Raw genomic sequence first — 19,465 nt, forward strand, 5'->3', positions numbered from 1 at the left:
GCTTCGGTCGCCTCAAACATTTCCGACGCTTCGCTACTCGCTACGACCGCCGCATCATCCACTTCACCGGCTTCGTCCATCTCGCCGCTGCCATGATCTGGCTACGATGAATGTCGATCCGGCCTAGATCCCGGCGTACCAGTCGTAGCCGGCGACATCTTCCCAAAAGCCGCCCTTGCCCCCGGCGATTCCGGTCAACGCCGCCACCGCCTCGATCCGCTCGACATATTTGGCATGCTTGTAGCCCAGCTGCCGCTCGACCCTGAGGCGCAGCGGCGCGCCGTTGGGCACGGCCAGCAGCCGGTCGTTGAGCGCCCAGGCCAGGATCGTCTGCGGGTGAAAGGCGTCGACCAGATCGATCGATTCATAATAGCGCCGTCCGCCGATCGCATCGGCACAATGGAACACCAGATAGCGCGCATCCGGCCGCAACCCCGCAAGGTCGAGCAGGCGCGACAGGCGTGGCCCGGTCCATTTGCCGATCGCACTCCACCCCTCGACGCAATCATGCCGCGTGATCTGCTGGCGCGACGGCATCGACCGGATCTGGTCGAGCCGCAGCGACAGCGGTCGTGCGACCAGTCCGTCGATCGTCACCCGCCAATCGGCGAAGCGGTTCGCGACATGGGCGTTGTAACCGGGCGTGTTGGGATTGTTGGTACCATTGGCGCGAAAGATCGGCGATCGCTGGTCGGGGCGATATTCGACCGCCAGTGCGTCCCGCGCGGTGATCGCGCGTTGCAGGCCGCGATGGACGGTTTCTGCGCCACCCAGCAGTTTCTGCGCCGTGGGCAGTTGCGCCACCTTGTCGCACGCCGCGACCAGTCCACCGGCCCCGACCACCAGCGCCGACCGGCGGGAGAGCAGCCGGCTCATTCGGGCACCCGCCAGCGACCGGTAATCATCGAGCGCACCTCGTTAACCGCACCGGCAAGGATCACCAGCACCAGATGGACGATCACGAACAACGTAATGCCGCTGGCCGCTAGGAAATGGATCGAGCGCGCCGATTGCCGCCCGCCCAATAGCTCAAGCAACCACGGAAACGCTGCGTTCAGCCCCGGCGACATGGTGATGCCGGTCGCGATCACCAGCGGCAGCAGCCCGAAGATCACCAAGACATAGCTCAGCTTTTGCAACACATTGTAATCACCCGGCGCCTCCGGATCATGGAAGCGGAAGGCCAGATGCGCACGAATATCGGCCAGCAGGTGCCGCGGGGCCAGTTCGCCCCGCCGGATCGTCAAGTCGCGCCGGAAATGCCGGTTGAGCAGGCTGGCAATCATATAGGCCAGCAGCCCGAACCCCAGCACCAGCGCGAACGACAAATGCCAATTGCGCGCGAGCGCCAGATTATAGGTCTGCGGGATCGTGACCCATCCCGGAAACCGGTCGAACGTGATCCACGCATGGTCGAAATTCGCGCCATAGCGGCCCCAATAGAGCCGGGGATGCGCGTTCAGGATCATCAGCCCGCTGCCGATCAGGATGATGACCGCGACGGCATTGACCCAGTGCCACAGCCGGGTGGCGAGCGCGTGGCGCCTGATCGTTCGCGTCGTCATGCCGCCATCCTATGCCGCGACGCGGGCGGTGCGAAGGGGCGTTGCACCCCCGGTCCATATCGTGCGTTGAGCAACCCCATGACCGATTTCCATTCCTATGCCCCGGCCGATGGCCATCGCCTGTCGCACGATCCGTTCAATGCCATCGTCGCCCCGCGCCCGATCGGCTGGATTTCCAGCCTGTCGTACGAAGGGAAACGCAATCTCGCACCCTACAGTTTCTTCAACGCGTTCAACTATCGCCCGCCGATCATCGGCTTCGCGTCGACCGGGGCCAAGGATACATTGGCCAATGCCCGCGCGACCGGCGAGTTCGTCTGGAACCTCGCCACGCGGGGGCAGGCGGAGGCGATGAACGCTACCTCGGCGACGACCGAGACGGATGAATTCACGCTGGCAAAGCTCGACACCTTGCCCTCCACGATCGTCGCGCCGCCGCGCGTCGCCGGATCGCCGGTCCAGTTCGAATGCCGCACGACGCAGATCGTCCGCCTGACCGACCATCGGGGCGGGGACATCGATACGTGGCTGGTGCTGGGAGAGGTGGTGCAGGTGCATATCGACCCGGCACTGCTCGACGATGGAGTCTATCGCACCGAACGCGCCCATCCGATCCTGCGCGGCGGCGGGGCAGGGGATTATTTCGAACCGGGCGACCGCTTCGAGATGCGCCGACCGGGTTAGCGATAGGCGCGGACGAAGAACACGACCGTCACGCTGAACGTCACCAGCAACGTCCACCCACGAATCTGCCCCGGCGTCAGCCGCACGCCGAGCTTCGCGCCCAGCCATCCGCCGAGGATGCCGCCGAGGATCATCGGCACGCACGCGGCCCATGCGACCATGCCGGTCGCCACGAAGATGATCGCCGCCGCGCTGTTGGCTGTGGCCAGCATTAGCGTGCGCGGCGCGGCCATCGACTTCACGCTCTGTCCGGCAAGCAGGCCATAGGTCGCGGTGACCATCATCCCCACGCCGCCGCCGAAATAGCCGCCGTAGATGCCCAGCAGCACCTGCGCCACGACCAGGGTCGCCGGGCCGATCGTCACCTTGTCGTGCAGCCAGTCCGCCGCGCGCCGCCCGAACGCGATGGCGAGGAACGCGATGAGCAACAGCCATGGCACGATGACGTCGAACAGGGTGCTGGGCGTCCACACCAGCAACAGGCTGCCCAGCAGTCCGGAGACAAAGGTGATCGACGCCAGCACCCGGATCGGTATCCCGCCCAACGGTCCCAGCCCGCGGCGGAATGCCCATGCGCTGGCGATCGCGCCGGGCTGCAACGCGACGTTGGACGTCGCATTGGCGATCGATCCGGGCAGCCCCAGTGCGATCAGCGCGGGCATCGTCGCAAAGGTGCCACCCCCGGCCAGCGCGTTCATCGCACCGCCAAGGACGCCGGCACCGGCGGCAAGGGCCAGGGAGGTCGCATCGAGCATGGTGTCGCTAGATACTATCGCCGACACGCTGTCGAGGGGGTGACACCCACAGGAGCGTGGCATAGCGTATAGTGCGATGCCCGCCGCCCCGCGCTATGTCACGCCCCGCCCGCCCCGCCACCGGATCGTCGTCGACGGTACGGGCGCATCCATCGTCCTTCCCGCCCGTCGCAACTGGTTCGCGTTGCCGTTCCTGTGCGTCTGGCTGACGATGTGGACGTTCGGCGGCGTCGCGGCGATCGCTGAGGTCACGCGGGAATTTCAGTGGTTCCTGTGCGTCTGGCTGGTCGGCTGGGCAGCCGGATGGGCTTTTGCCGCTTCCTCGATCCTGTGGCAGCTCGCCGGGCGGGAAGTGGTTGCCGTGCGCGCCGGGGACCTCTGGCTACAGTTGCGCGCAGGACCATTCAAACGGACGCGCATCTATCGCGGCGGCGAGGTGCGGAACCTGCGTGCGCCGGCGCAGGGTTTCCTCGACAAGAGCCAGGCCGGATTCGCCCCGTTCATCAGCCGGATGGGCGCCGTCCAATTCGATCATGGCGCGCGGACGATCGGCTTTGCCGGCGGCGTGGACGAAGCCGAGGCGGCGATGCTGCGCGACTGGGTGGCCGCGCGACTGGCGACGTAGCAGGGCGGCGTCAGGCCGCCGCTTCCGCCGCCTCGCGATCGCGCTCGGCCCGGCTCTTCTTCTCCGCCGCCGTCTTCAGCTGGCCGCACGCCGCGCCGATGTCCTGCCCGCGCGTCCGGCGGACGGGGGCGGAGATGCCGCCTTCGAACACGATGTCGCTGAACGCACGGATACGCTCCGGCGTCGAGCATTCGTACGGCGCGCCCGGCCACGGGTTGAACGGGATCAGATTGACCTTGGCCGGCAGCTGGTATTTGCGCAGCAGCCGCACCAACTCGCGCGCATCGTCGTCGCTGTCGTTCTTGTCCTTCAGCATGACATATTCGAACGTGATCCGCCGCGCATTGTTCGCGCCGGGATAATCGGCACACGCCTGCAACAGTTCCTCGATGCCGTATTTGCGGTTGAGCGGCACGATCTCGTCGCGCACTTCCTTCGTCACGGCGTGCAGCGACACCGCCAGATTCACGCCGATCTCCGCGCCCGCGCGGGCCATCATCGGCACCACGCCCGACGTGCTGAGCGTGATCCGCCGCTTGGACAGGGCGAGGCCATCGCCGTCCATCACCACGCCCAGCGCATCGCGCACCGAATCGAAATTATACAGCGGCTCGCCCATGCCCATCATCACGATGTTGGTGAGCATCCGCCCCTCGGGCTGGCTCGGCCATTCGCCCAGCGCATCGCGCGCCAGCATCACCTGCCCCACGATTTCACCAGCGGTCAGGTTGCGGACGAGGCGCATCGTGCCGGTGTGGCAGAAGGTGCAGTTGAGGGTGCAGCCGACCTGGCTCGACACGCATAGCGTCCCCCGATCGGCGTCGGGGATGAACACCATCTCGTAATCCTGCCCGTCGGGGGAGGTCAGCAGCCATTTGCGCGTGCCGTCGGTCGACACCGGCGCTTCCTTCACATCGGGCCGCCCGACGACGAAGTGCTTTTCCAACACCGGATGCTGCGCCTTGGCAATGTCGGTCATCGCGGCGAACTCGGTCGCGCCGCGATTGTAGATCCAGTGCCACAGCTGCTTGGCGCGCAGCTTGGCTTGGCGGCCATCGAAGCCGGCCGCTTCCAGTGCGGCGCGAATCTCGGGCTTCGACAGTCCGACCAGATCGGTACGCCCATCGGGACGCGGGGCAAGGCCACGAGGCACGGGCACGGGATCGACATGGCCGGGAATCGGCATGGGCGGCGTCGAGACTGTCAGCATCGGCGGGACATAGCCGATTTCGGGCGGGATTTCCACTGGCGGGTATCCGCTACCCCGCACGTCATCCCAGCGCAGGCTGGGATCTCCCGGTGACAGCACGGGACAGGAGCCGCTGGAGGCCTCAGCCTTCGCTGAGGCGACGTCGTGGGAAAGCTGCCCTCACAAACACGCCAGCGCTGCCGCATCGATCGCGGTCGCCGCTCCCGACAGCGCATAGACGTCGACGAACGCCGCGCCGTTCGTGGCCACGCTCTCGACGCTCATCGACCGTCCGCCGCGCATCGCCGCGACGATCGCGCGGTCGGTCGCCGCGTCGGGGCTCCACGCATCGATCCGCCCGGCGGTGAGGTCGAAGCGCCGCTCGCCGATCGCCAGCACGACGCGCGCCCGGTCGCTCCTGGGCCGGCTCAGCCGCACATGCAGCTGTCCGCGCACACCCGCCCCTGGCCAGGTCGCGACGCTGGCGAACGGCGCGCCGGTCTTGCCCTGCACCGGGCGGCTGATCGCATAGCAGCGCGTCGGTCCCTCGCCCCGAAACGCGCCCCAGCGCTGGTGAATACCGATCGCCTGCGGTGCCGCCACCGCCAGCAGCAGCGCGATCAAGCAGGTGCGGCGAGCGAAGCCCGCCCCCGGCCGACATGCGGTACGCTTTCCCGCCCGCCCGCGATCAGCGCGATCGACCCTTGCGGCAGATCGTCGGCGACCGGCGCGTCGAAGCGCGGATCGATGGGCGCGCCGGTCAGCACCCCGCGCAGCACCCGGCTGGACATGCCGTGCATGATGACCAACCGGTCGCCGGGATCCTCCGCCGTATCCGCCGCCCAGCGGCCGACCCGCGCGGCGATCGCGTCATACCACTCGCCGCCCGGCGCCGGACGCCGGTACAGCCGCGCCTCGACATCGAGGAAATCGGCATCCGCCCCGGTCAGTTCGCGATAATAGCGGCCCGACCATTCGCCCATGCCGATCTCGACCAGCCGGTCGTCGCGGCGCGCCGCGTGCCAGTCCAGTTCCAGATGCTCGGCGATGATCGCCAGCGTCTGCAACGCCCGCCCCGCGCTCGACGCCCACAGGGTCAGGTTCGGCCGTGCGCCCAGCATCTCGCGCAGCGCCGCGCCCATCGCGTCGGCCTGGGCAAAGCCGGCGCGGGTCAGCGGGGTGTGCGGGTGGTCCCCCTGCATCCGTTGCGCGATATTATAGACCGTCTCGCCATGCCGGGCGATGAAGTCGCGGCCTTGGCGTCGGGCTGGGGGCTGGGTCGTCATGGTTCTGCTTTCAAGCCGGTGTTGCGCAATTGCAACGGATTTCGCTGTTTAGGTGAGGTTCATGCAACGCCTGTCCAAAACGTCCATTGAACCTCCGCGCCCTGACCATGGGCGGTGATAATGGAGTTTTCAGTATGCGTACCCTCATCCTTGGCCTTGCCGCTGCCGGCACGATGCTGGCGACCCCTGCCTTCGCGCAGGACGTGAACCCCGCCTTCACTGGTTTCCGCGTCGGTGCGCTGGCCGGTTATGACGGTATCCGTCCGGGCAGCACCGAGGATAGCGACCTCGACGGCGATAACCAGACCGTGAACGGCATGGTGTACGGCGTCGACGCCGGTTACGACTTCGCGCTCAGCAACTTCCTGATCGGGGTCGAGGGCGAATATACCGGGTCGACGGGCAAGGTCGAAACCGCGCGCACCGACCCGAACTTCTTCGGCTTCGGCAGCGTGAAGACCGGCCGCGACCTGTATGTCGGCGCGCGCGCCGGCCTGCTCGCCGGTCCGGAAACGCTGGTCTATGTGAAGGGCGGCTACACCAATGCCCGCCTGAACGTCGTGGCCAGCGATGGCACGGTCGACAGCCGTGAGAATTTCGAACTGAACGGCTATCGTCTGGGCGCCGGTGTCGAACAGGCGATCGGCTCGCGCGCCTATGCCAAGCTCGAATATCGCTATTCGAACTACAACAACGCCGATTTCCAGTTCCGCGACGGCAGCACCACGTCGAACTTCGACATCGACACCGACCGCCACCAGGTCGTCGCCGGCGTCGGCATCCGGTTCTGATGAACAAACAGGGTTAGCGCGTTAACCATGTGCTAACCACTTGGACGCGAGGAAGGCCGGAGCAGCTTGCTCCGGCCTTTCTTTGCGTTAGACAGGCTGCATTGGATTTTAGGAGGTGCCGGCCGAGTCCGCCGGACCTCGATTACGATGCGCATCCGCGCGGGGGAACATCATGAAGGCGACGATCGAACGCGCGACCCTGTTGAAGGGCCTCAGCCACGTCCAGTCGGTGGTCGAGCGGCGCAACACCATCCCGATCCTGTCGAACGTCCTGATCGAGGCGGGCGAATCGAGCATCCGCCTGATGGCGACCGACCTCGACCTGCAGATCGACGAAACCATCGCCGCGGCGATCGACCAGCCGGGCGCGATCACCGTGTCGGCGCACACCCTGTTCGACATCGCGCGCAAGCTGCCCGACGGCGCGCAGGTACAGCTGTCCGCCGCCGAAGGTCGCCTGACCATCGTCGCCGGCCGCGCGCGCTTCAACCTGTCGACGCTGCCGCGCGACGATTTCCCGGTGATCGCCGAGGGCGAACTGCCGACCCAGTTCGAACTCCCCGCGACCACGCTGAAGGCGATCATCGACAAGACCCGCTTCGCGATCTCGACCGAGGAAACGCGCTATTATCTCAACGGCATCTTCCTGCATGTCGCGGACGATAACGGGAAGCCGGTGCTGAAGGCCGCCGCGACCGATGGCCACCGCCTCGCGCGCATGACGGTCGAACGGCCCGAGGGCGCCGACAAGATGCCCGACGTCATCGTGCCGCGCAAATGTGTCGCCGAACTGCGCAAGCTTCTCGATGAAGTCGACGGGTCGGTCGGCGTGTCGCTGTCGGGCAGCAAGATCCGCTTCGACCTGGGACAGGCAATCCTGACCAGCAAGCTGATCGATGGCACCTTCCCCTATTATTCGCGCGTCATCCCGACCGCGAACGACAAGCTGCTCAAGCTCGATCCGAAGAGCTTCATGGCCGGCGTCGACCGCGTGTCGACCATCGCCACCGAAAAGACCCGCGCGGTCAAGATGGCGCTCGATCGCGACAAGATCACCCTATCGGTCACCAGCCCCGAAAACGGCGCGGCGGCGGAGGAAGTGCCCGGCGAATATACCGCGCTGCCGTTCGAAATCGGCTTCAACAGCCGCTATCTGCTCGACATATTGGGGCAGATCGACAGCGATCTGTGCGAAGTTCATTTGTCGGACGCCGCCGCCCCGACGCTGATCCGCGAGAACGACGCGTCGCCCGCGCTCTATGTATTGATGCCGATGCGCGTCTGACGCGCGCACGGTCGTCGCATAAACGGCCCCGTGCGCGTTGCGTGCGGGGCCTTTTCGTATCCGGTCGGGACCATCGGTGCTTTACTCCCCCGACCATCCGCTTATTTATCGCTAGACGATAAGCTCGAAGGAATTGCCGTGAAACTGGTCCGGGGTGCGTGGAAGCTGCTGGTCGGCATCAAGGACGGTCTCGTGCTGCTCCTGATGCTGTTGTTCTTCGGCAGCCTGTTCGCGGCCTTGTCCAGCCGCCCCAACACTCGCATCGCCGATGGCGCGCTGGTCCTCGACCTGTCGGGTTCGATCGTCGAACAACCGGCGGAGGCCGATCCGGTCGCGCTCTTGAGCGGCCAGCCGGCGGCACAGGAACTGCGGCTGCGTGACGTCGTGCGCGCGCTGGACACCGCAAAGGACGATGCGCGGGTGAAGGCGGTGGTCCTCGACATGGACAAGTTCGCCGGCGGCTATCCCGCCGCGCTGGCCGAGGTCGGCGATGCCGTTGCCCGCGTGCGCGCCAGCGGCAAGCCGGTGCTGGCCTATGCCACGCTCTATACCGACGGCGGCTATCGCATCGCGTCGAACGCCAGCGAAGTGTGGGAAAATCCGTTCGGCGGCACGATGTTTCGCGGCCCCGGCGGCCCGCAGCTCTATTACAAGGGCCTGATCGACAAGCTGGGCGTCAACGCCCATGTCTATCGCGTCGGCCAGTTCAAGTCGGCGGTCGAACCCTTTACCCGTGCCGACCAGTCCGAACCGGCCCGCGCCGCCAACCAGGCGCTGTACGGCGCGATCTTCGATCAGTGGCGGTCGGCAGTGCAGAAGGCGCGGCCCAAGGCACAGCTCGACGCGTTCCTGACCCGTCCCGAAGCGGTGATCCAGGCGGCGGGCGGCGACGTCGCGCAGGCCAATCTGCGCAGCGGGCTGGTCGACCAGCTCGGCGACCGCATCGCCTTTGGCAAGCGCGTCGCGGCATTGGCCGGCGAGGACAAGGGGAAGGCGGCAGGCAGCTTCCGTACGATCAAATATGCCAGCTGGCTGGCGGCGAACCCGGTCTCGACCTCGGGCGATGCGGTCGGCGTCATCACCGTCGCCGGCACGATCGTCGATGGCGAGGCGAAGCCGGGCACGGCGGGCGGGGACACCATCGCCAAGCTGCTGCTCGATGGCCTTGCGACCAAGAACCTGAAGGCACTGGTCGTCCGCGTCGATTCGCCCGGCGGATCGGTGCTGGCGTCCGAACGCATCCGGCAGGCGATCCTGCAGGCGAAGAATGTCGCGAAGATCCCGGTCGTCGTATCGATGGGCGGCCTTGCCGCATCGGGTGGCTATTGGGTGTCGACGCCGGGTGACGTGATCTTTGCCGAACCAAACACCATCACCGGGTCGATCGGCGTGTTCGGCGTCATCCCTACCTTTGAGAACACCCTGTCGAAGGTCGGCGTGTCGGCCGATGGTGTTGGCACCACGCCCTTGAGCGGCCAGCCTGACGTGCTGCGCGGCACCAACGGCGCGTTCGACGCAATCATGCAGAGCGGGGTCGAGCATATCTATGCCCGCTTCACCGGCCTGGTCGCGCAATCGCGCAAGCTGCCGCAGGCGCGCGTCGACCAGATCGGGCAGGGGCGCGTCTGGGACGGCGGCACCGCGCACCAGCTGAAACTGGTCGACCGCTTCGGCAATCTGGGCGACGCCGTTGCCGAAGCCGCCCGCCTTGCCAGGCTCGATCCGGCCAAGGTGCAGGCCGTCTATCTCGAAAAGGAACCCTCGGCGCTCGAAAAGGCGCTGAAGGGCTTTGCCGACCGCGAACGCGGCGACGCGCCGGATCAGGCGGCGACCGACCTGCTCGGCCGGGCTGCGCTCGAACAGCGTGGCGTGCTGGCACAGGCGCTGGGCGATGCGCGGCGGATGCTGACCGCGCCGACCGGGGTGCAGGCGCGTTGCCTTGAATGCGCCGGGCTGGGGCCGGTCGCCGCGTCGGCGGAGGATGCCTCGCTCTTCGACCTGATCGTCGCGCGGTGGTTCGCATGATCGCGATCCGCCCGGCGCGGAGCGAGGATGCCGCCGCCATCGCCGCGATCTACGCCCCCTATGTGCTGGGCGGCACGGTGTCGTTCGAAACCGAGGCCCCGGACGCCCGCGCGATCCGCCACCGGATGGCGCACAGCGACGGCTATTATCCGTGGCTGGTCGCGACCACCGGTCCGGCGGACGGCGATGCGGTGCTGGGCTATGCCTATGCGACGAAGTTCCGTGATCGCCCGGCGTACCGCTATGTCGTCGAAACCTCGATCTACATGGCGGGCGGCGCGCAGCAGAAGGGCACCGGCCGGCTGCTTTACGAAGCGCTGGTCGACACGCTCCGCGCGCAGGGCTTTACCCAGGCGATCGGCGTGTTGTCGCTGCCCAACGACGCCTCGATCACGCTGCACGAGGCGGTCGGCTTCCGCCGCGCCGGGGTGTATCGCGAAATCGGGTTCAAGCAGGGCCGCTGGATCGATGTCGGCTTCTGGCAATGCCAGCTGAACGACAGCGCGGTGTCGCCACGCGAGCCGAAGCCATTCAGCGAGACGGGCGTGGTGCGGGGGTAACCTCACCCTGAACAAATCCGTTCGGTTCGAGCAGCTTCGAGCCTGTCGAGAAGCGTCCGTCGAGAACTCCAGCGTTTGGGGCACCCCCTTGTCGACTTCGGTTCTCGACTGGCTCGAACCTCCGCTCGAACCAAACGGAGTGGAGAAAAGGAGACAGCCCCCCCTACCGCTTCCCCCGATACGCCGGCAGCGCGATCCGGAACCGGATCGCCGCCCCGCGCAGCACGAACCCCGCCGCCGCCGCCGGCAGTGCCGCGACGAACGGTGGCAGACCGCACCCCACCAGCACGACATGCAGCCCCGCCGCCAGCGCCGCCGCCGTCACGTACAGCTCGGGCCGCATCAGGATCGATGGCACCCCGGCCAGCACGTCGCGCAATATGCCGCCGACGCACGCGGTCAGCACCCCCATCATCCCCGCCTGCAATGGCGGCACCCCGAAACTGAGCGCCTTTGCCGCGCCGAACACCGCATAGGCGGCGAGGCCGGCGGCATCGAGCCAGTCGAGCGCCTTGTCCCGCCACCAATGTTCGGGCGTGATCCACACCAGCAACGCGACCCCAATACAGATCGCCGCGACCGGCGACCCATGGACCCAGAACACCGGCGCGCCGATCAGCAGGTCGCGCACCGTCCCCCCGCCGACCCCGGTGATCAGCGCGAAGAACGCGGCGGTGACGAACGTCTGCGCCGCGCGTGTCGCCGCCAGCGCGCCCGACGCGGCGAACACCGCGATACCGATCATGTCGAGCGCGCCGAGCATCTGCCCCAGCGCCTGTGGAGAGGGAACCATCCCGCCTCGCTATCGTACGGATGGGCGAGTGGCGAGGGGGCATTGCCCCGCCCCCGGCCGATCGGGCATTAGGAAATCCATGCGTCGTCTCACTCCCGCCGCCACCCTCGTCACCGTCCTGCTCGCCGCGCTGGCCGGTATCGTCGATGCGCTGGCGTTCAGCGGCCTTGGCGGGTTCTTCGCCTCGTTCATGTCGGGCAATTCGACCCGGTTCGGCGTCGGCCTCGCCCATGGCTGGAACGGCGCGTCCGCGATCGCCGCCGCGCTGGTGCTGTCGTTCGTCGCCGGCGCGATGTTCGGTACCATCACCGGGGCGGCGGCGGCCGAGCGGTTGGGGCAGGGGCGGCGGGCGGAGGCGGTGATGGGCCTCGTCACCATCCTGCTGGCGCTGGGCGCGGCACTCGCGACCTTCGCCCCGCTGACCCTCGCAATGCTGCTGCTTGCCGCCGCGATGGGGGCGCAGAACGGCGTCGTCGCGCCCGATGGCGAGGTGCGGGTGGGCCTCACTTACATGACCGGCACGCTGGTCCGCATCGGCCAGCGGTTGGCCCGGCGGCTGATGGGGGAGCGTGATGCACCGGGGCCGCGCCGTGACCTGCTGCTATGGCTGGGCTTCGTCGCCGGGGTGACGATCGGTGGCATCGGCTGGAACTGGCTGGGCCTCGCGTCGCTCTGGGTCGCGGCGGCGCTGGCGGCTTTGCTGACAATGCTGGTGGCGAAGGTGGCTTGGGAGTGAGGGGCTCGCGCGTTCTACCCCCCTTCGTCACTCCCGCGAAGGCGGGAGCCCATACACGCTGACGCTGCGACTCCAGCCGGGACGTCGGCGGTTATGGATTCCCGCCTGCGCGGGAATGACGAAGTTCAGTCGTCGCGCGCAGTTCCATCCGCCGACCCGCCGTCCAGCGTTGACGCCTCGTCGACCGGCAACAACGCCCGCACCTCGCCGACGAACCGCACCACCGAAATCGGCTTGGTGACATAGGCATTGGCCCCGGCGGCGCGCACCCGGTCCTCGTCGTCGCGCCCGGAATAGGCGGTAACCGCCATGATCGGCACGGTGCGTAAGCGCGCATCGGCCTTCAGCATCTGGATCAGCTCAAGGCCCGTCATGTGCGGCAACTGAATGTCGGTGATGATGAGGTCGGGCAGGAACGCCCGCGCCTTCGCTACCGCCTCGCGTCCGTCGCGCACCGGTTCGGTTTCGAAGCCATGCGCGCGCAACAGGTCGCAGAACAGCTTCAGGTTCAGTTCGTTGTCCTCGACAACGAGTACCCTTTTTGCCACGCGCTTTGCATCCCGTTGGAAGTTCGAAAGGCTGTCTAGGCGATGCGCAGGCCGGAAACAAATGAAGACGCGGCGACGCTGGGCCTGAACGCGCTGGTGTGGGTGATCGGCGACGACACCCGCCGCGACCGGTTCCTCGCGCTGACCGGCATCGATCCGGTCGAGCTGCGCGCGCGGGCAGGCGATCCCGGCTTCCTCGCGCAGCTGCTCGGCCATCTCGAATCCTACGAACCCGACCTTATCGCCTGTGCCGAGGCGCTGGCTGTGGCCCCGACCGCCCTGGTCCGGGCGCGTGCCGAACTGGAGCGTGCATGAAACCCCTGCTCATCACCGATTGCGACGAAGTCCTGCTGCACATGGTCCGCCATTTCGGGCACTGGCTGGGCGAGGAACATGCGATCGACTTCAACATGGCCGGCGGTGATTTCGCGCGGTCGATGACCCGCGCCGACGGGACTGCGCTGGACCGCGAGGCGATGTGGGGGATGCTCGACGGCTTCTTCCCCGCCCAGATGGGGCGCCAGACCCTCGTCCCGCACGCGCGCGACGCATTGGCCGCGCTGGCGCAGCAGGCCGATATCGTCGTGCTGACCAATCTGCAGGACCATTGCCGTACGCACCGGATCGACCAGCTGGCGACCCACGGCATCGTCCACCGCGTCGAATGCAACCAGGGGGGCAAGGGCCCGCCGGTCGCCCGGCTGCTGGCGGAATACAACCCCAGCGTCGCGGTGTTCGTCGACGACCTCGCCGTCCATCACGAATCGGTCGCGGAGAGCGCGCCGGGCGTGTTCCGGCTGCACATGATTTCCGAACCCGACCTTGCCGTCCATGTCCCCCCGGCGCCTGCCGCCCATGCCCGGATCGACGATTGGATCACGGCGCAGGCCTGGATCGAGGCGCGCTTTGCCGAAGGGCAACCGGCCGGGGCTTGACCCCACCGATCAACCACGAGAGGAACGCACCATGGCTTATGATATCCCCGCAAAGCTGGCCGAACGCGGCCTGTCGCTCCCCGTCGCCGCCGCTCCGGTCGCGGCCTATGTCCCCGCGGTAGAGGCCGGCGGCCTGCTGCACCTGTCGGGCCAGCTGCCGTTCGAGGACGGCAATCTGATGACCGGCCGTGCCGGCGAAGATCGCGACCTCGCCTACGCGACCTCGGCGGCACAGAAGTGCGCGCTGATGATCCTGGCACAGGCCGAAAAGGCACTGGGCAGCCTCGACCGGATCGAGCGCGTCGTAAAGCTCGGCGTGTTCGTCAATTCGGCCGGCAGCTTCACCGACCAGCCGAAGGTTGCCAACGGCGCGTCGGAACTGATGGTCGAACTGTTCGGCGATGCCGGCCGCCATGCCCGCAGCGCGGTCGGCGTGCCCGTCCTGCCGCTCGGCGCCGTCGTGGAAATCGACGCGATCCTCGCGATCCGCGCCTGATCCGTTCTTCGTTTCCGGCACACCCGCTGTTGCGCCCCTGCAACAGCGGGTGTGTCGTATCCCACCCTTGCGCAATTTCCATTGTGCAGCGCGGCACGGTTCGACATATTCGGTCGCAGAGGGCCAGACCGCCCGGACCTGCAGGTCCACCGAATCGCGGCGACCCTCGAACGCAGGAGAATCACCACGGAACCTAGAAAGGGTTTACGATGCGATTCTCGATCCTTCTCCCGGCCGCGATCCTCGCTGCCACGACCGCCATGCCCGCCTTTGCGCAGGACACCGCGCCGCCGCCGCCCGTCACCATCAGTGGCAGCGCCAGCGTCACCTCCGACTACCGCTTCCGCGGCGTGTCGCAGACCGACAAGAATGTCGCGGTACAGGGCGGCATCACCATCGCGCACGAAAGCGGCGTCTATATCGGCACCTGGGGGTCGAATCTCGCCGGCTGGGGCACGTTCGGCGGCGCGAACCTCGAACTTGACCTGATCGCCGGCTACAAGAAGACGTTCGGCACCGCGACGGTCGATGCCGGCGTTACCTGGTACACCTATCCGGGCGGCTTCGACGAAACCGATGTCGTCGAATTCTATGGCAAGCTGTCGGGCACCGCCGGTCCCGCCACGCTGACCGCCGGTGTCTTCTACGCGCCCAAGCAGACCTCGCTCAGCTACGCCACCGCGTCGGCCACGCCGTTCATCGCCGGCGACGGGCGCAAGGAGGACAATATCTACCTGTCGGGCGATGCCGCCGCCGGCGTCCCCAACACCCCGGTCACGCTGAAGGCGCATATCGGCTATTCGGACGGCAATCCCGGCCTCGGCCCCAACGGCACCAGCATGGCGCCGACCGGCAATTACTGGGACTGGTCGCTCGGCACCGACTTCACCTACAAGAACCTGACGCTGGGCGTCGCCTATGTCGACAGTGACCTGTCGAAGAGCGACATCACCTATCTCCAGCCGAACTTCAGCAAGTCGACCAACGGCAGCCCGATCGCGGCCAGCACGGTGGTGGTGTCGCTGACCGCGGCGTTCTGATCCAGGGGGCAGGCGGCGGGTGACCGCGCCTGCCCCTCATCTCCCCTAACCGTTCGGTTCGAGCAGCTTCGAGCCTGTCGAGAAGCGTCTGTCGAGAACCCGGTGTTCGGGGCAATCCCTTCTCAACAGGCTCGACCCTGCGCCCGAAGCAAGCGGATTGGGGCAGGGGAGCACATAAAGAAAAAGGCCGGTCGCCCTCACGGGCAACCGGCCTTTCTCATACTCGAACCCAAATCCGTTACGGCGTGGTCGTCTTCGCCGTCTGCCCGTCGCCCGCCGGGGCGGCGATGATGTCGCGGGTGGTCGCGCCCTTGTCGACGACGTTGGTGCCCGGATCGGCCACGCCCGACCGGATGCCCGCATCGGCCGCGCCCGAACCGCCGGCCTGTTCCAGCGTCAGCCGCTCGGTCGCACTGCGCTGTGCCGGGCCACCGAACAGCGCCTGCATCGCCTGCGTCGAGGCGGCAGTGTCCTGCGGACGCGGGGCGCCCGGCTGCGGCGGGACTAGCGCATAATCGGGCGGGATCACCAGCGGCGCTTGTCGCGCGACGGCGAATTCGTCGGGACGCTGGCGGTTCAGGGCATTGCCCTGACACCCGGCAAGGATCAGGCCGAGGCTGCTGATGACGACAAACTTACGCATTGGCCTTCTCCACAGGAACATCGTGCTTCGGCTTTGGCGTGAACAGCGCGCGGACGAGCAGGATCACGACACCGATCGAAATCGCCGCATCGGCGATGTTGAATACCAGAAACGGGCTGTAGCCGAAAACATGGAAGTCGGCATAGTCGACGACATAGCCGAAGCGCACCCGGTCGATGATGTTGCCCAGCGCCCCGCCCAGCACCAGCCCCAGGCCGATCAGTTCGGGCTTCTGCGTCTCGCGCCGGATCCATACCGCCACGCCGGTGGCGATGATCGCGGTCATCGCGACCAATGCCCAGCGCGCGAATTCGCTGCCAGCCTGCAACAGCCCCAGTGACACGCCGAAATTCTGGACGAAGCGCAGCGTGAACACCGGCAGCAGGTTCAGCTCGGCGCCGGGATAATCGATCCCCATCGGGCCGGTGACCCAGTATTTGACGAACTGGTCGACGATCAGCACGACCAGCGCGACCACGACCGCCATCTTGCGCAACGTCATGCCACCACCTCCGCACAGCGGCCGCACAGGTCGCCATCGACGCTAACGTCGGGGAGGTGCCGCCAGCAGCGCCCGCACTTGGCCTCCTCCGTCCGCGTCACCGTGATCGGTCCATCGGCTTCGGTCACTTTCGCGACGATGAACAGTTCGGCCAGCTCCTCCGCGGGCAGCGGCAGTGACGGCACGGTAACCTCGGCTTCCAGGCTGGAGCGCACCGTCTTGGCACGGCGCAGCGGCTCGATCGCCTCGGTCACCTGCTGGCGCAGCACGCGCACCTCGGCCCAGGCGGTACCCAGCGGCTGGTCGGCCGGCAGCGACGGCAGTTCGGGCCATTCGAGCAGATGGACCGACCCATCCTCGCTCGGGAAGCGCGCCTGCCACACTTCTTCCGCGGTGAACGCGAGGATCGGTGCGGCATAGCGGACGAGGGCGTGGAACAGCACGTCCAGCACGGTGCGATACGCCCGCCGCCGCACGTCGTCACCCGCATCGCAATAGAGCGAATCCTTGCGGATATCGAAGAAGAACGCCGACAGATCCTCGTTGGCGAAATCGGTCAGCGCGCGCGCATAGCGGTTGAACTCATACGCCTCCGCCGCCGATCGCAATTCGGTGTCGAGCGTGCCCAGCAGATGCAGGACATAGCGCTCCAGCCCCGGCATCTCCGCCACCGGCACCCGCTCGTCCTCGCTGAACCCGTCGAGCGCGCCCAGCAGGTAGCGGAAGGTGTTGCGCAGCTTGCGATAGGTGTCGCCGGTGCCGGCCAGCACTTCCTTGCCGATCCGCACATCCTCGAAATAATCGGTCTGCGCGACCCACAGGCGGAGGATGTCCGCGCCCGATTCGCCGATCACCTTCAACGGATCGACGACATTGCCGAGCGACTTCGACATCTTGCGGCCATTGCCGTCCAGCGCGAAGCCGTGCGTCAGCACCGCGTCATAGGGCGCCTGTCCCCGCGTGCCGCAACTTTCCAGCAGCGACGACTGGAACCAGCCGCGATGCTGGTCCGACCCTTCGAGATAGAGGTTCGCGCGGGTGCCCGCTCCGAAGCGCTTCTCGATCGTGAAGACATGGGTACAGCCCGAATCGAACCACACGTCGAGGATGTCGGTCACGACCTCATAGTCGGCAAGGGCATAGTCCGGCCCCAGCAGCGCCTGATGATCCGCCGCATACCACGCATCGGCCCCGCCCTCGCGGAAGGCGGTCAGAATGCGGTCGTTGACCGCCTCGTCACGCAGGTAATCGCCGGTTGCCCGGTTAACGTACATCGCGATCGGCACGCCCCACGCCCGCTGCCGGCTGATGACCCAGTCGGGCCGCCCCGACACCATCGCCCCGATCCGGTTGCGGCCCTTCTCCGGCACGAACCGCGTGCGTTCGATCGCGTCGAGCGCGATTTCACGCAACGTAGCCCCGTTCGACTCCCTCTCCCCTTCAGGGGAGAGGGGACTACCGTCGAGGTGAGTGACCGAGAGCAACGGATCGCCCGACACCCCCTCTCCCAACCAGTTCGGGGTCGGTTGTGCCCCCGGCACAACCTCAACAGCGCGGGGCGCTGTTGACCCCGAACTCCCCTGGAGGGGAGAGGGCTTAGAAGAACGGTCCATCGGGATGAACCATTGCGGCGTCGCGCGAAAGATCACCTTCGCCTTTGACCGCCAGCTATGCGGATAGCTGTGCGCAAAGTCGTCCGACGCCGCCAGCAGCGCGCCCGCCTCGCGCAGGTCGCGACAGATCGGCCCTTCCTCCAGCTTGCCGCCACGTCCCGCGGCGACGAACTTCGGGTTGATGACGCTGCCTTCGCCGCCCAGCCACGCCCAGTCGTCGCGATACCGGCCATCGCCCTGCACCGCGAACACCGGCTCGATGCCATGTGCCTTGCACAGCTCGAAATCGTCCTCGCCATGGTCGGGCGCCATGTGGACGAGGCCGGTGCCGGCATCGGTCGTGACGAAATCACCGGCCAGCAGCGGCCGCGGCCTGGCAAAGAACCCGCCGCGCGCGTGCATCGGGTGGCGGGCGGTCGCGCCGACAAGGTCGGAGCCTTGGATGAACTGTCCACGCTCATTAATGAACTTATCGAAGAACTCGGTTACATCGGAGTAGCCGAGATTGGCACGGTCAGCGAACTGCTGCGCCAGTCGTTGCGCGACCAAATAGCGCTTTCCGTTAGCCGGAAGCAGAACATACTCAACCTCCGGCCCATAAGCCAAAGCCTGATTGACCGGGATCGTCCACGGCGTCGTCGTCCAGATCACCGCATGTGCGCCGACCAATTCCGGCGCATTCGGCGCATCGACGATCTCGAACGCCACGTCGATCTGCGTCGACACGACATCCTCATACTCGACCTCGGCCTCGGCCAGCGCAGTCTTTTCGACCGGCGACCACATCACCGGCTTGGCGCCGCGATAGAGCTGGCCCGACATGGCGAACTTCAACAATTCCTCGGCGATGGTCGCCTCGGCGTCGAACTTCATGGTCAGATACGGGTCTTCCCAGTCGCCCAGAATGCCGAGCCGTTGGAACTGGCCCTTCTGCACATCGACCCATTTGGCGGCATAGGCGCGGCATTCGGCGCGGAACTCCGCTGGGGGCACCTCGTCCTTGTTGCGCTTCTTGGCGCGATAGGCTTCCTCGATCTTCCATTCGATCGGCAGGCCGTGGCAATCCCACCCCGGAATATAGGGCGCATCCTTGCCCATCAGCGACTGGGTGCGGACGACGATGTCCTTCAGCACCTTGTTCATCGCATGGCCCATATGGATGTCGCCATTGGCGTAGGGCGGGCCATCGTGCAGCAGGAAGCGCTCGCGGCCCTGCCGCTCGGCACGCAGGCGATCGTACAGCCCGATTGTCGCCCAGCGATCGAGGATCGCGGGTTCCTTGGCGGCAAGGCCGGCCTTCATCGGGAAGTCGGTCTTCGGCAGGAAGACGGTATCGCGCCAGTCGCGCGTCGGTTCGGGCGTGTCGGTCATAGGAATGCCCGCGATTAGCCGAT

At 66.9% G+C, this 19,465-nt stretch carries 21 protein-coding genes and 2 pseudogenes; 12 read left to right on the plus strand and 11 right to left on the minus strand.

Annotated elements, in window-relative coordinates:
• Window positions 1–110: pseudogene (locus QZ755_RS00905) on the plus strand (IS5/IS1182 family transposase); the annotation flags it as partial.
• A gap of 13 nt (window positions 111–123) precedes the next feature.
• On the opposite strand, the gene QZ755_RS00910 reads toward QZ755_RS00905, so the two are convergent.
• Together QZ755_RS00910 and QZ755_RS00915 are read right to left on the minus strand one after the other, a co-directional pair.
• Window positions 124–876: a molybdopterin-dependent oxidoreductase gene (locus tag QZ755_RS00910; protein ID WP_294318586.1), complete on the minus strand. Its 753-nt coding sequence runs from the start codon at window positions 874–876 to the stop codon at window positions 124–126.
• Window positions 873–1,565: a cytochrome b/b6 domain-containing protein gene (locus QZ755_RS00915; RefSeq protein WP_294318588.1), complete on the minus strand. Its 693-nt coding sequence runs from the start codon at window positions 1,563–1,565 to the stop codon at window positions 873–875. The genes QZ755_RS00910 and QZ755_RS00915 overlap by 4 nt, the downstream gene beginning before the upstream one ends.
• A 78-nt stretch (window positions 1,566–1,643) precedes the next feature.
• On the opposite strand from QZ755_RS00915, the gene QZ755_RS00920 reads away from it, so the two are divergent.
• Window positions 1,644–2,249, plus strand: coding sequence for a flavin reductase family protein (locus QZ755_RS00920; protein ID WP_294318590.1), 606 nt, complete (start codon window positions 1,644–1,646; stop codon window positions 2,247–2,249).
• Here QZ755_RS00920 and QZ755_RS00925 read toward each other — a convergent pair.
• Window positions 2,246–3,004, minus strand: a complete 759-nt coding sequence (locus QZ755_RS00925) for a TSUP family transporter (RefSeq protein WP_294318593.1) — start codon at window positions 3,002–3,004, stop codon at window positions 2,246–2,248. The genes QZ755_RS00920 and QZ755_RS00925 overlap by 4 nt on opposite strands.
• Window positions 3,005–3,080: 76 nt before the next feature.
• Between QZ755_RS00925 and QZ755_RS00930 the strand changes: the two genes are divergently transcribed.
• Entirely contained in the window at window positions 3,081–3,629 is a 549-nt protein-coding gene (locus tag QZ755_RS00930) for a hypothetical protein (RefSeq protein ID WP_294318596.1), read from the plus strand.
• 10 nt (window positions 3,630–3,639) lie between these two features.
• Here the strand turns inward: QZ755_RS00930 and rlmN are convergent, their stop codons facing one another.
• From rlmN to QZ755_RS00945, 3 genes are all read right to left on the minus strand, one after another.
• A complete protein-coding gene (gene rlmN / locus QZ755_RS00935; protein ID WP_294318599.1) occupies window positions 3,640–4,839 on the minus strand; it encodes a 23S rRNA (adenine(2503)-C(2))-methyltransferase RlmN in 1,200 nt (399 codons plus the stop codon).
• Window positions 4,840–4,998: 159 nt separating this feature from the next.
• On the minus strand, window positions 4,999–5,442 hold the full coding sequence (locus QZ755_RS00940) for a hypothetical protein (protein WP_294318601.1): 444 nt from the start codon (window positions 5,440–5,442) through the stop codon (window positions 4,999–5,001).
• Entirely contained in the window at window positions 5,439–6,104 is a 666-nt protein-coding gene (locus tag QZ755_RS00945) for a histidine phosphatase family protein (protein WP_294318603.1), read from the minus strand. Before QZ755_RS00945 ends, QZ755_RS00940 begins: the two co-directional genes overlap by 4 nt.
• A 134-nt stretch (window positions 6,105–6,238) precedes the next feature.
• On the opposite strand from QZ755_RS00945, the gene QZ755_RS00950 reads away from it, so the two are divergent.
• The 4 genes from QZ755_RS00950 to QZ755_RS00965 all read left to right on the plus strand — a co-directional run bounded on the left by QZ755_RS00950 (window position 6,239) and on the right by QZ755_RS00965 (window position 10,765).
• A complete protein-coding gene (locus tag QZ755_RS00950; RefSeq protein WP_294318606.1) occupies window positions 6,239–6,895 on the plus strand; it encodes an outer membrane beta-barrel protein in 657 nt (218 codons plus the stop codon).
• Between the two features lie 172 nt (window positions 6,896–7,067).
• A complete protein-coding gene (dnaN, locus tag QZ755_RS00955) occupies window positions 7,068–8,180 on the plus strand; it encodes a DNA polymerase III subunit beta (RefSeq protein ID WP_294318608.1) in 1,113 nt (370 codons plus the stop codon).
• A 138-nt stretch (window positions 8,181–8,318) separates the two neighbouring features.
• Window positions 8,319–10,205, plus strand: coding sequence for a signal peptide peptidase SppA (sppA, locus tag QZ755_RS00960; protein WP_294318610.1), 1,887 nt, complete (start codon window positions 8,319–8,321; stop codon window positions 10,203–10,205).
• The gene (locus QZ755_RS00965; protein WP_294318753.1) at window positions 10,202–10,765 is read left to right on the plus strand and encodes a GNAT family N-acetyltransferase; all 564 of its coding nucleotides are present in this window, start codon (window positions 10,202–10,204) and stop codon (window positions 10,763–10,765) included. Before sppA ends, QZ755_RS00965 begins: the two co-directional genes overlap by 4 nt.
• 163 nt (window positions 10,766–10,928) lie before the next feature.
• Here the strand turns inward: QZ755_RS00965 and QZ755_RS00970 are convergent, their stop codons facing one another.
• The gene (locus QZ755_RS00970) at window positions 10,929–11,558 is read right to left on the minus strand and encodes a trimeric intracellular cation channel family protein (protein ID WP_294318611.1); all 630 of its coding nucleotides are present in this window, start codon (window positions 11,556–11,558) and stop codon (window positions 10,929–10,931) included.
• Window positions 11,559–11,637: 79 nt separating this feature from the next.
• Here QZ755_RS00970 and QZ755_RS00975 point away from each other — a divergent pair, with 79 nt between their 5' ends.
• Window positions 11,638–12,294, plus strand: coding sequence for a YoaK family protein (locus QZ755_RS00975; RefSeq protein ID WP_294318615.1), 657 nt, complete (start codon window positions 11,638–11,640; stop codon window positions 12,292–12,294).
• A gap of 188 nt (window positions 12,295–12,482) precedes the next feature.
• Here QZ755_RS00975 and QZ755_RS00980 read toward each other — a convergent pair.
• A pseudogene (locus QZ755_RS00980) lies at window positions 12,483–12,842 on the minus strand (response regulator); the annotation flags it as partial.
• 42 nt (window positions 12,843–12,884) lie between these two features.
• Between QZ755_RS00980 and QZ755_RS00985 the strand changes: the two are divergent.
• From QZ755_RS00985 to QZ755_RS01000, 4 genes are all read left to right on the plus strand, one after another.
• Window positions 12,885–13,157 carry a DUF3572 domain-containing protein gene (locus tag QZ755_RS00985; RefSeq protein WP_294318618.1) on the plus strand — a complete coding sequence of 91 codons (273 nt, stop codon included), beginning with the start codon at window positions 12,885–12,887 and terminating at the stop codon, window positions 13,155–13,157.
• Window positions 13,154–13,777, plus strand: coding sequence for an HAD family hydrolase (locus tag QZ755_RS00990; RefSeq protein WP_294318620.1), 624 nt, complete (start codon window positions 13,154–13,156; stop codon window positions 13,775–13,777). The genes QZ755_RS00985 and QZ755_RS00990 overlap by 4 nt, the downstream gene beginning before the upstream one ends.
• A gap of 31 nt (window positions 13,778–13,808) precedes the next feature.
• Window positions 13,809–14,273, plus strand: a complete 465-nt coding sequence (locus tag QZ755_RS00995; RefSeq protein WP_055757447.1) for a RidA family protein — start codon at window positions 13,809–13,811, stop codon at window positions 14,271–14,273.
• A gap of 209 nt (window positions 14,274–14,482) precedes the next feature.
• Window positions 14,483–15,313, plus strand: a complete 831-nt coding sequence (locus QZ755_RS01000; RefSeq protein WP_294318623.1) for a TorF family putative porin — start codon at window positions 14,483–14,485, stop codon at window positions 15,311–15,313.
• Between the two features lie 238 nt (window positions 15,314–15,551).
• Here the strand turns inward: QZ755_RS01000 and QZ755_RS01005 are convergent, their stop codons facing one another.
• Genes QZ755_RS01005 through QZ755_RS01015 form a run of 3 tightly spaced genes read right to left on the minus strand, consistent with a single transcriptional unit; the run spans window position 15,552 to window position 19,442 of the window.
• Window positions 15,552–15,956 (minus strand): DUF3035 domain-containing protein, encoded by a 405-nt coding sequence (locus tag QZ755_RS01005; RefSeq protein WP_242414989.1) that lies wholly within the window; start codon window positions 15,954–15,956, stop codon window positions 15,552–15,554.
• Entirely contained in the window at window positions 15,949–16,458 is a 510-nt protein-coding gene (gene lspA / locus QZ755_RS01010) for a signal peptidase II (RefSeq protein ID WP_294318633.1), read from the minus strand. Before lspA ends, QZ755_RS01005 begins: the two co-directional genes overlap by 8 nt.
• Window positions 16,455–19,442, minus strand: coding sequence for an isoleucine--tRNA ligase (locus QZ755_RS01015; RefSeq protein ID WP_294318636.1), 2,988 nt, complete (start codon window positions 19,440–19,442; stop codon window positions 16,455–16,457). Before QZ755_RS01015 ends, lspA begins: the two co-directional genes overlap by 4 nt.
• Window positions 19,443–19,465: the final 23 nt, after the last annotated feature.

The sequence above is a fragment of the uncultured Sphingomonas sp. genome, assembly GCF_913776855.1.
In the GTDB taxonomy this organism is placed as follows: Bacteria; Pseudomonadota; Alphaproteobacteria; order Sphingomonadales; family Sphingomonadaceae; genus Sphingomonas.

Excerpts from the sequence above, each read along its gene's own strand:
- lspA (WP_294318633.1), bottom strand. The coding sequence starts at position 16,458 with ATGACGTTGCGCAAGATGGCGGTCGTGGTCGCGCTGGTCGTGCTGATC.
- QZ755_RS01000 (WP_294318623.1), top strand. The coding sequence starts at position 14,483 with ATGCGATTCTCGATCCTTCTCCCGGCCGCGATCCTCGCTGCCACGACC.
- rlmN (WP_294318599.1), bottom strand. The coding sequence starts at position 4,839 with ATGCTGACAGTCTCGACGCCGCCCATGCCGATTCCCGGCCATGTCGAT.
- QZ755_RS00915 (WP_294318588.1), bottom strand. The coding sequence starts at position 1,565 with ATGACGACGCGAACGATCAGGCGCCACGCGCTCGCCACCCGGCTGTGG.
- QZ755_RS00975 (WP_294318615.1), top strand. The coding sequence starts at position 11,638 with ATGCGTCGTCTCACTCCCGCCGCCACCCTCGTCACCGTCCTGCTCGCC.
- QZ755_RS00925 (WP_294318593.1), bottom strand. The coding sequence starts at position 3,004 with ATGCTCGATGCGACCTCCCTGGCCCTTGCCGCCGGTGCCGGCGTCCTT.
- QZ755_RS00945 (WP_294318603.1), bottom strand. The coding sequence starts at position 6,104 with ATGACGACCCAGCCCCCAGCCCGACGCCAAGGCCGCGACTTCATCGCC.
- QZ755_RS00995 (WP_055757447.1), top strand. The coding sequence starts at position 13,809 with ATGGCTTATGATATCCCCGCAAAGCTGGCCGAACGCGGCCTGTCGCTC.
- QZ755_RS00930 (WP_294318596.1), top strand. The coding sequence starts at position 3,081 with ATGCCCGCCGCCCCGCGCTATGTCACGCCCCGCCCGCCCCGCCACCGG.
- QZ755_RS01005 (WP_242414989.1), bottom strand. The coding sequence starts at position 15,956 with ATGCGTAAGTTTGTCGTCATCAGCAGCCTCGGCCTGATCCTTGCCGGG.
- QZ755_RS00970 (WP_294318611.1), bottom strand. The coding sequence starts at position 11,558 with ATGGTTCCCTCTCCACAGGCGCTGGGGCAGATGCTCGGCGCGCTCGAC.
- dnaN (WP_294318608.1), top strand. The coding sequence starts at position 7,068 with ATGAAGGCGACGATCGAACGCGCGACCCTGTTGAAGGGCCTCAGCCAC.
- QZ755_RS01015 (WP_294318636.1), bottom strand. The coding sequence starts at position 19,442 with ATGACCGACACGCCCGAACCGACGCGCGACTGGCGCGATACCGTCTTC.
- QZ755_RS00985 (WP_294318618.1), top strand. The coding sequence starts at position 12,885 with ATGCGCAGGCCGGAAACAAATGAAGACGCGGCGACGCTGGGCCTGAAC.
- QZ755_RS00950 (WP_294318606.1), top strand. The coding sequence starts at position 6,239 with ATGCGTACCCTCATCCTTGGCCTTGCCGCTGCCGGCACGATGCTGGCG.
- QZ755_RS00990 (WP_294318620.1), top strand. The coding sequence starts at position 13,154 with ATGAAACCCCTGCTCATCACCGATTGCGACGAAGTCCTGCTGCACATG.
- QZ755_RS00920 (WP_294318590.1), top strand. The coding sequence starts at position 1,644 with ATGACCGATTTCCATTCCTATGCCCCGGCCGATGGCCATCGCCTGTCG.
- QZ755_RS00965 (WP_294318753.1), top strand. The coding sequence starts at position 10,202 with ATGATCGCGATCCGCCCGGCGCGGAGCGAGGATGCCGCCGCCATCGCC.
- QZ755_RS00910 (WP_294318586.1), bottom strand. The coding sequence starts at position 876 with ATGAGCCGGCTGCTCTCCCGCCGGTCGGCGCTGGTGGTCGGGGCCGGT.